Annotated in this window: 9 protein-coding genes; 3 read left to right on the top strand and 6 right to left on the bottom strand. The window is 57.6% G+C overall.

Annotated elements, in window-relative coordinates; all coding sequences use genetic code 11:
* Both SGJ19_10290 and SGJ19_10285 read left to right on the top strand, forming a co-directional pair.
* Nucleotides 1–315: hypothetical protein (locus tag SGJ19_10290; protein ID MDZ4780630.1), on the top strand; the 315-nt coding region annotated here is incomplete at its 5' end.
* A gap of 710 nt (nt 316–1025) precedes the next feature.
* Entirely contained in the window at nt 1026–1619 is a 594-nt protein-coding gene (locus tag SGJ19_10285; GenBank protein MDZ4780629.1) for a hypothetical protein, read from the top strand.
* Nucleotides 1620–2256: 637 nt separating this feature from the next.
* Here SGJ19_10285 and SGJ19_10280 read toward each other — a convergent pair.
* Nucleotides 2257–2850, bottom strand: a complete 594-nt coding sequence (locus SGJ19_10280; GenBank protein ID MDZ4780628.1) for a PEP-CTERM sorting domain-containing protein — start codon at nt 2848–2850, stop codon at nt 2257–2259.
* A 573-nt stretch (nt 2851–3423) separates the two neighbouring features.
* A complete protein-coding gene (locus SGJ19_10275) occupies nt 3424–3582 on the bottom strand; it encodes a hypothetical protein (protein MDZ4780627.1) in 159 nt (52 codons plus the stop codon).
* A gap of 1559 nt (nt 3583–5141) precedes the next feature.
* Between SGJ19_10275 and SGJ19_10270 the strand changes: the two genes are divergently transcribed.
* Nucleotides 5142–5546, top strand: a complete 405-nt coding sequence (locus SGJ19_10270; protein MDZ4780626.1) for an arsenate reductase ArsC — start codon at nt 5142–5144, stop codon at nt 5544–5546.
* An 814-nt stretch (nt 5547–6360) separates the two neighbouring features.
* Here the strand turns inward: SGJ19_10270 and SGJ19_10265 are convergent.
* The 4 genes from SGJ19_10265 to SGJ19_10250 form a co-directional block, all read right to left on the bottom strand.
* Nucleotides 6361–7857: a ParB N-terminal domain-containing protein gene (locus SGJ19_10265; protein MDZ4780625.1), complete on the bottom strand. Its 1497-nt coding sequence runs from the start codon at nt 7855–7857 to the stop codon at nt 6361–6363.
* Complete coding sequence (locus SGJ19_10260) at nt 7760–8914, bottom strand: bifunctional DNA primase/polymerase (GenBank protein ID MDZ4780624.1); 1155 nt, start codon at nt 8912–8914, stop codon at nt 7760–7762. The genes SGJ19_10265 and SGJ19_10260 overlap by 98 nt, the downstream gene beginning before the upstream one ends.
* 185 nt (nt 8915–9099) lie before the next feature.
* A complete protein-coding gene (locus SGJ19_10255; GenBank protein MDZ4780623.1) occupies nt 9100–9333 on the bottom strand; it encodes a hypothetical protein in 234 nt (77 codons plus the stop codon).
* A gap of 325 nt (nt 9334–9658) precedes the next feature.
* On the bottom strand, nt 9659–9865 hold a 207-nt coding region (locus tag SGJ19_10250), incomplete at its 5' end, for a hypothetical protein (protein MDZ4780622.1).

Here is a 9865-nt window from a genome sequence, read left to right as displayed (position 1 = left end):
CCGCTCTCGGTCATCTTCTTTCCGCTTCTGGCTGCGGCAGGGTTTGCAGATCCAGCGGAAGCCGCCCGGGTAGTTGCAATGGCGGTGGAAGTGCGCGGCGTCGAGCGGCAACTGTTGGTGGCAGTTGCGGCACTGGCGGATGGCAAGTTCAGTTTCAGTCGCGGTCGACATATGAGCCTCCTTTATGTCGTGATGAGTAACTATATGCGCCGCTCCAATTCGAGGGGCTCGGAATACTGGCACGTTTATCAAGGGAATGCGACGTCTGTTGAGTCGCAATCACAGGTTTTACAACGAGCGTGCGCCGTTCTGTAATACTCACCGCCGGTGTATGCCTAATCCCTGACGGCCGAATAACCCGAGGGCTCCGGTCAGGTGTTACCTTCCCTGAGGCACTCATGCGGCCACGGAGCCTGGCTGTGAGTTATCCTGAATCGCCAACGTCGCGGCCGAGGCGCTACTCTGTCGGACGTCTGGCATGCGCGATTTCGATCACCGCGATCGTGCCGGACTTTGGACTATCGCTCTTGAGCGTCGAACGACGGGCAACATGTCAGACTTTCTTTCACCGGTGGACGCCATCGGCCGCGCTCGTAGGAATGGTGCGGGCTTCGTGGTCCGGACTCGTTCACAGGACCGCCGATAGGTTCCGGCCCGGAATCACATACACCGCTGATTAAAGTAGTCCTCAGTGATACTGATCCCAATAAAATGCATCGCGCCCATGCAAAAATCTGACGTAAACTTGGAAGGCAGGTATTCGTGTTCTCGTAGACGATGCTCGCCATGAGCCGCCAAATCGGGACCGCGACCAGCAACGTGATTGGACGCGCGGCGTTGATCGATCGGGCAGGGACGTATCGCCGTCCCCCCTCGCAACATGAAGAGAAACCAACTGCCCGAGCTGGGGAGGAGCGGCGAGGCAATCGGTTGAGGCAAAAGACACGACGCAGAGGAACGGTATGCGCTTACGAATCCGTTCCAGAATTGAATCCAGCAACGCCGACTTTTCTTAGGAGCAACTCATGGCGATTCCAACACGCAAAGAATGGCGGAAAATCCGCGACGACGCCGGCGGCAAGGAAGGGGAATCGAAAAAAGTGAGTGTCGGCAAGGCGCTTGATACGTATCACAAGGTCGCCGAGAAATCCGCAGGCGATGACGTGCTGAAAGCTCTGCAAGCGCTTGAGAAGAGCCTCAATACCTACTACTCCGAAATCAAGAGTTCCAACCCCAAGTTGGCCAAGGCTGTCACAGACAAGCTGATTACGGAAATCGGCAAGGAAAAAAAGAAATCGGGCAGTGTCGCCCAGTTTGTGGCTGGGATCGAAGATACCGTGGACAAGATCGGGAAGCACATGAAGAAGGATCCATGGGAAAAGGAGCGAGACAAAGTCCATGGCGGGTTTCGGCTGATCCGCGACGCTGCCAACAAGGTGTCCAGCCTAGATCCCGACAACTGTTGGGCGCAAATTCATCGGGTGTCGGTCCTAGCGCTCGGCGACCTCGACAAGCTTGACAGTGCGATTGGCAAGAACGACAAGGTCGATCAAGCCAATAAGCAGGCCAAAGGGACAGTTGAAGATGCGCTGACGGCGATCGAGAAACACCTTAAATAACGTCGTCAATGAATCGCGGTTGATCGCCGGCCCAAGTGCGCTCATTTTCAAGAGCGCTTCGGTGTTCCATTACGCGTCATCCACGGGCAGCGAGGGCAGTATTTCAGCAGCATGCGTAATTCTACTCACATGCCGTAACGTCGTCTCGTTTGTGCCTCGTCCCTGTCCGCTTTAGCCCCGCTGCCCCAGCGGCGAGCAGCTCTAGCGACGGCGGTGTGGCCCTTCGCGCACCTCTTGGGGGTCGGAGGCTTTCGGCGATTCCGCAGCCGCCCCCCAATTTGTCTGTTGGCGCGGACTCGTGAAACGCTTAGGTTGGCTTGATAGCTCTCACGTCTCATTTGGGCAGAGTGCGACTGAGCATCCAAGCATTGAAGCCGGGTGCCACATGGTAATCACACGTGAAGCCGCTTTGCGCCAGCTGAATGAACTTCAGGAACGTTTCCGAGAGGCGATGCAGATCGAAAGCCCGCAGCTCCGCTCCCGCGCCTGCGAGTCGATCATCAATGAGGCCGACGAAATCTGTGAAGTGTTCGCCGAACTGCGGAACACTCGGTCGAGTTGGTTTGGCTATTCAATACGACCGTCGTCTGGCTGAGTCTTCCAGCCAACGAAAACCGCCGAACATGCGCAGGCGAGTCTAACAGGCGGCAGAGCGGCGAGCGAACTTCGGGACCAGACTTGAGGTCCCGGCGGCAATGGCCATGGCGAGTAGCGCCATTGAGGACGGTTCTGGCACAATGGCGTGAAAACTGGCATCTTGTACCACAGCATCATCGAAAAGCAATCTGCCGGCATTTGTAGTCACAGCTTGATTGTTCCATTGAAGCAAGCTGCCGAAGCCTGACACGGGACCGATCGAACTGCGCATGTCCCAAGTGGCGAAGGCAGAGTCGGTCGGCCCATTGAACAAGTCTGAACCGCTAACTGGGCCGCGCGAGAATCCCGCCGTGAAGTTTAAATTGTTCACAAAAGTGCGCGTGCTCGAAAGCACGCCGAAGGTGCCGACGTTCTCAATGGAGATGCGGGAGATGACATGGTCAATGGAATACCCAGCTCCCTCAAAACTCTCGCGACTGTCGGTATCGCCCCGTGAAACGATCGTAAATGCGGATGTCGCGAATGGCACATCATCAATGGAGCCTGAGCCGGTGCCGCTGTGAATGAACTTGATTGGTGCCGCTTCTGCGGAACAGCAAAGCAAACAAGCAAGCGTCAGGATAGCAAATCGCATCTCGATCAATCCTTTGGACGTAAGTGCGGTTTTGGTCAATTGAAAACGACTCTAAACTCGCGACGTGCCGGCCGCAAGAAAAATCGACGGCCGTGTTTATTCCCGGCTGCGTTCAAACGCCCCGGACGTGGTTTGGTACGTCCGACGCTGGCAGCGATTGTGGGGCCAATGGGAGTTCCACTGGGCGCGCCCCAAATAAGGCGTTCAACCTCCTGAAAATGAGGTTGGGGCGGTCAGGTGCGGGAAAACGCACCTGGAGCGTTCAACTGGCGAAATACACCAGTTTGACGCGGCGAAATTCTCTAGCTCCACAAAACCGGTGGCATCGTATTACCGGTTTCAAAGTAGCGTCGTGCAACCGTCCGCGCGACAAAAAAACAAAGTACCAGGGTGATTATTTGATCGACACCTAAGTGCGCGCACCTAAGGCTGCGAGCTTGCCTAGCTTGCCATGTGTCACAGTTGCAGATTCTCGCGAAAAACTAACGACAAATTCCCGCTCGCTGGGCGGTGTGGAAATTCGCTCGCCTGCTGATCTACCGAGCGATGCACAACAAACGCACAGTGCAGCGGCTAATCGACCAAAGAAGCGGTTGGACGGTGACGCAAGAGATTGCGACGAGACTTCTCTAAGTTGCCACTTGGATGACGTGGGGGCGTCGAAAACGCGACAAAGCTGCCGATCAAGGCGATTCCAGTGATCCCGACCATCGATGCCAGAATGAACAGCATGTGTTTGCTCCAGAACAATTCTCCCCGGAGCAATGTAAGTGCAATCCCCATTCCGGCAGGCACCTATATCCCCGACTATTCAAGACATGCGAGGTGAGTCGATCGACCTGCGACGACTTTCGACGTCGCGGGCGTGTTCGACCTGTACCGACCATTGCGTTCACGGTTTTCACCATTACTCGCGGCGAGTCCCATCGGAAGGCTGGCTGATCGCTAAGCGAAACGGCGACCTCGCAATGGCGCTGTGTAGTCGACCTGTTTTGCGCCGCTCGTTGCGGATTTACGATACCCGAGTCGCGTCGTCTAACCGCGGCCCTCGCGGGATTTTTATGCGCGGCACAAGCGACGATACCGAGTAGAAGCAAGAGCGACTGAGATGGTGAGTAGCTCGATCGAGGATGGTTCGGGGACGGGAAGCCGCGGACCACTGAACTCGCGGTGCTACCGGCTCCGGCGCAAGCTGGGCTTCCACATCTGCCCGTATACCATCCGGCACGCGTTCGCGACGGAAGCGATCATGCGGGGCCTGGACCTGATCTCCATCGCCAAGTTGATGGGGCAATGCTGGAGAAGGCGTAATCGAAGGTCCATAAGAGGGGGGACCAGCTTCGCGAGGCGCTGCGGAAGGCGACGGACGACGTCGCCGCCTAGTCTTACCCCGCGTGGTAACGGCCGATCCGCTCTGAGTTAATTAAATCCGATGTTTACGCCTTCTCTGGTCCGGGCCTAGGGCCGACAAGCAGACGGTGAGGGCTTCTCTGGCGGTGTCGGAGCCGATCGGGCCGGGTCGAACCTGGCAAGCCCGGACGGCATCTTGGTGACCGAGTTCGGCGGCTTGGCGAGCGGCCTCTTGCAACACATGTCGGAACACGTCGAAGTCGCCCAAGTCCGGTTCCGGACAGTCAATGAGGTCGAGTTGAGCACGGAGCCAGTTGGAGTATGACGTGTTCATGGTGCAAGGATAGGTTACACCCGCACGGTTGGCTAATCTGGTCGTTTGACGCACCTTTCGGAGGCCGTGTGTAACGATGCCGATCGAAATCGCCTGTTTTTCAATCCATGCGCAGTTCAAGGTCGATGATCGCCATGCTGGTCGCAAAGCGAAATGCGGAAGGTGTAGCGCGGCTTCCCGGCCCAGGCGGTGTAACAGGCGTCCGTGCTTATGCCGAGGCCCAACCTAGACAGCGCCGCGCGCACGGAAGTGGTGAACGATTCCAGCAAGAGCGCGCAAAAAAAGGGCCGCCGGACCTCTCCCCAGTTGTCCGACGGCCCCCTAAAGGAAGCAGTCAATTATAGGTCGGAAAACGACAGCGGGCCGACCGCCCGCAAGTGCGATCAGCCCGAATTTCGATGGAAATTCGCCGCCTTACAAAGGGAAGACCAGTCCCCCGCACCAGGAGACTGGTCCCCTTTGGGAAGGCTGTGGGCAGTGACGTCCACGTCGTAAGCATCGACACGAACGGCTACACGGTTTGAAGCGAACTGCGGCCAAAACTTTTCTGCCGTGCTTAACGATGGCCGCTTCGCTCGCCCCTCCCGTCGCCAGCTAGAATTGGGTCATGGATGCACCAGTCCGCATCGTCTTCGTCAGTGTCGAGAATTCCAACCGCAGCCAAATGGCGGAAGCATTCGCGCGGATGTACGGCGCGGACAATGTCGAGGCGTACAGCGCCGGCTCACGTCCGTCGGGTAGGGTCAATCCCCAAGCCGTGGCAGCGATGGTGGAGCTGGGCTACGACCTCACGAAGCATGTGTCAAAGACATTCGACCAGTTGCCGCCCGGACCCTTTGACGTGGTGGTCATGATGGGCTGCGGCGACAGGTGCCCAAATCTCAATGCCGTCTGGCGTGAGGATTGGGAGATTCCAGACCCGCGCGACCTGCCACCGGCCGAATTCCGCCAAGTGCGCGACTTAATCGGCGAGAAGGTGAAGATGCTCTTGGACGCCATGCCTGATTCTTAGACCGTATCGCAACGCAGTTGAAGCTGCGAGTCTTGGCGAGCCCGTTCTCTCGCCGGTTGACGACAGTTATTCAATAAGGCACTCCTGGTAGACTAACGTCCCCCAAACGCAGCCGGGGAACATTCTCCCGACCATCCGCACAATCGAGGAAGCAAAAGCAAGACGAGCGATAGAACGGAAACTTGGAGTCAAGAACGCCACTTCCAAAAGCATCTGAACGAAACGTTCGCCGAGGTTGAGGCATTTATCAGACTCCTGAGTGTGTACAAAGCCGAATGGCTGGAATTCGTGAGTAGAACGGACCAATCCGTAGAATTCCTGAGGCATTCACGGATTTTGAAGAACAGTTTTGGAGCCCGTACAGAAGCAGAGCTGTCGGCTATTTTAGGAGAAACTCCCTCCAGGTCCCTTCGCAACGGTCGAACTGCTTCCGTGCCTCCCAGCTCCCGCCTGACTGGACCAAGCGACGTTGAACGCCGCAACTAGCGCCGGTCACTATCGCCCTGCAGTCAGCAGTTGCCAGCCTCGCGGACGATCGTCACGATCCGCCCTCGAATGCCGTCGGGCAAGTTCGGCCAAGCCGCGATAACGGCTGCCAGTGCAAAGTCAATTGTACGTTCTCGTGCGCCAACTGCGCCGGTCTGCGCCTTCCCCGTCGCGATTGTCGATTTCCGGCTTGTTTTCTGCTATAGTTCGAGATACGGCTCCATGACTCCGGCCTTGTGGATCCGACAGCACTTCGAAGGATCAATTCGTAGCTCGGGATTGGCGCGGCGGTAGTTCGCACTCGACGTTTTCGCCATAAGTGGAGAAACTACAGTTTCAAAGAGGCCAAGTGTTCGCGCACGGTCTTCCTTGTTGCTTGAATCTGAGCGCTGTCATACTTCTCCGCGTCCACCTCGCGATTGAACGCATCCACGTCGATCACGCCCAGGACACTGTCGCGGACGATTTGTTGCAAGTGTTCAGGGCGCAGCGCCTCCAGTTCAAACGTCTCCTTGCCATACTTGGCAATGAATCGCTTGGCGTTACTGGACGACTCTTTGACCGGGTTGGCATTGGGCAACTTGTTGGCCTTCACCTGCTTATAGGTGAGCGCCACCTTGATCGCGTGAATTTCATCAATGTCGAAGTCATCTCGCATGGATCGCGCAAAACTCTCGGCGATTTCTTCGCCCTCGGGGTCAAAGTCCGTGACCAACAGCACGATCAGTTTGCGTTTGCCGCTCTTTGCAAAACGATCGGCCATGCGCTTCCGCCTATCGAGCGAACAAAACCCCCGGCCGCTGACAACCGAAATACAGAACTCGGCGGCGACCGGTCGGACGATGTTGTAGACCGTGTTTTTCTCCACGACGATCTCCACGTGATGCGGCTGCGATTGCATCAAGTCGCGACAGTAGCCTCCGAAGATCTCTTTGAGTTCGTCTCTGATGAATGAGCCGCCGTCCTGATGCACTTGCCATTCGGTCTCTGGTCTCGTTTCATCGGCGATGGCTTCCCAGGGAATCCGGCCAACCACTCGCGCCCGGCCGGCCAGTTCCACCAGCGCCTGATAGGACGAATCATCGTTGACGTACACGCTATCGGGTTTGGAGGCGTGCTTGAGGGGCGGATCGTTTAGCAGTGCGTAGTGGATGGCCCGAACCGTCAGTGGCCAGAATTCGCGGCGCTCGTCAAGCACGCGATCAATCGCTCGGAGGAAGGGCCACTTGGCGTCGCTGATTACGGAGCGCCTTTTTCGTCCTGTGATTTCCAAGGCGGCGACCTTGATCCGAGTCTTTTCCCTCCGTTCCGACACCAGCGCCTCATAGGTGTCGTCCGGATTCAGGCCGACCAGTTCTTCCCGCAATTGCTCGTCCAGAGTTTTCCGCCGTTGCAGGTTGTGGTCGCGGAGCAGGCGGACATACTCGTCCCGGTCATCGTCACGACGGATCGGCACCACCTGACATGGCACCTCCTCCAGGCCGGCGAGACCAGCCGCGTAATAGCGCCGGTGGCCAGACACGATATAGTTGTCGAGTGCGATGATGAGTGGCTGGAGAATCCCGCGCTCGCAAATGCTCGACACCAGTTCCACGATGTCGCGCCGGTCCGGCGTCAGCTTGCGGTACAGTTCGTCATTCTCTGGCGATGGCGAGATTTCCCAAAGCCCCCGCATTGCCGAGTCGCCGGGTAATTGAGGCATACCGGAATTCTGTTTTGCATCCGTGCTAGACATTCTGTCCTCCTTGAACGAGTTGATAGGTCTTGGCTTCGCGCCGGGGAAAGCTGTGCGGTTCCAGAATTTGGAGACGGCCGGCGCGTTCAAACTTTTTGAGACAGCGGCTGGCGTAGGTCTGGTTGCAATCAGCGATCAACGCGGCCGTAGAGCCGGCGAGGTAGAACACGCCGCGATCGTCCCACTTGGCCATTGAGAGACAGACTTGCCAAACCCGCTCTTCGGCCGATGCGTCTGGCGTCAGGGAATAGTCGGCGACCAACACCGCCAGCGCTTGACGGTTATCGTGGCGAATGTGGTCCCACGCGTAACAGAATTGGCCCCAGTTCGATCGGTAGTCTTTATCTTGGACGTAGCTCTTGGACTGAATCCGCAGATGCCAAGCCGCGAACACATTGGCCAGTTCGTCGGCTGTCACAGCGCCGCCGAATTGGCCGCGTAGACATCGCGCCATCGCAAACAGCGCTCCGCTCCTGGTGCCAGGCCCGACCGGTTGATAGCGCACCGCAGCCGCGTGGGCCGCCATCCACGTCGCTGTAGTCACCCCCCCAGAAGTGTCGTGCTGATAGGATGCAATCCCTTGTTTAGTCGGGAGTGTGGGATTGGGGAGTAGCTCGGTAGGGTGGATGACAGGAAGGTTGGACAGATTGTCAGGGAGTGGCCGCACCCATTGATAGTGAATCCATTGATCCGGCTTTTCAGGATGCCGACGGTAGCTCGGTGCCACGGTCACCACGGACTTGTCGCCCTTGATATGGACAGGGCGTGGCCACTTGGACCCACGGACGGTGTAGCGCCGCGTCTGACGCTCGCCTTCGCATGCGTAGAACGCGAAGTGCATCCCCTCGTGCGAATACTCAAACGGGAGTGAGAACGCGAGTCGACGGTGGCGATCCTCAAAGTCGAGATAGGACCGCGTATCGTCGATGTCCAGCATCATCAGGCCGCGCGAGGCGCTGCCGCAAATGATGCCGACGTTGTGTTGATCGTCGACGAAGTGTCTGCGCAACTCAGCGGCACTTAGACCGCCGTCACGTTCGACTTGACCCCATCGGATCGCTGGCTTGTTGTTGTCGCGCCGAACCGGGATTACAGCGCAACCGATTTCCTGATAGCGGCAAGCCGCGTCATACATTTCGTTGGACACTTGAGGGAATCCATTCCGCTCAGCGACCGGTCAAGCCTATAATGGCGTTGGACTGACTGGAAGCTGGGCTTTTGGAACTGGCCCGCACATGCCCGGGTTAAGGAGTGATGACCTTTACCCGGGTTTTTTCTTGCGCCAGCCGCCGGGCCATATCGCGGTCTGGTTTTCTTTGGCTTTCAGTAGCGTTATCTCATTTGGTCGCCATTTGCTGTCGCATCAAAAGCTCGTACCTCGGTGACCTGACCTTGTGGTAACAGCAGCGTCTTGGCGCGGCGCACTTCTGCAACGTCGATCAGGGCTTCGGATCTGCCAGCTTTCTCTTGTGGTGACGCCCCGATGGTATTGCGTCTATCATTTGAGATGAACATCGGCCTTTCCTTCTGCAGCGGCTGTTGTGGTTTCGCGAGCCTCTCGTTCATGCTGATAATCTTCTCGACAGCTCGCCGGACAAGTCTCCCGCGTTGAAGCGACTACCGGCCTCCCTATCGAATGCCGCGCCCGCCGCGGACACGCGCTGTAGAACCGAGAATGAGGGCGTCCAACTGCTGACGATCAATCAGTAGCCGCCCTCGAACAGGGCGATAAGCAACGAGTTCTCCGCGCGAGATGAGGCGGCGAATCGACTTACTGGAAAGTCCGCTGTAGGCAGCCGCCCTGTCAACCGTCAGGAACCGAGCGGAACCAGCGGCACTACGCTGCAACAAATCGTTGAGCTTGGCGTCAATGGATTGCAAAACGGAGTTGTCAGTCACTTGTTGCGGCCCCCGGTGGCGGAAGGGGCAACCAGCGGCGCGCGCGAAGTGCGTCGACGATCTGCGGAACCAGTGTGGAAGGAATGGCGCGTTTGCCGGCGAAACGCTGCGGCTCCGTGAGTTCGCCGCTTTCAAACAAACGCCGCACGCGCCATTCGTCCGTGCCGACAAGGTCGGCAACTTCGCGTGTGGAATAAAT

The organism is Planctomycetia bacterium, assembly GCA_034440135.1.
Taxonomy (GTDB): Bacteria; Planctomycetota; Planctomycetia; order Pirellulales; family JALHLM01; genus JALHLM01.
Note: the sequence above shows the minus strand (reverse complement) of the source record. Positions and strands in the feature narration are given on the sequence as shown.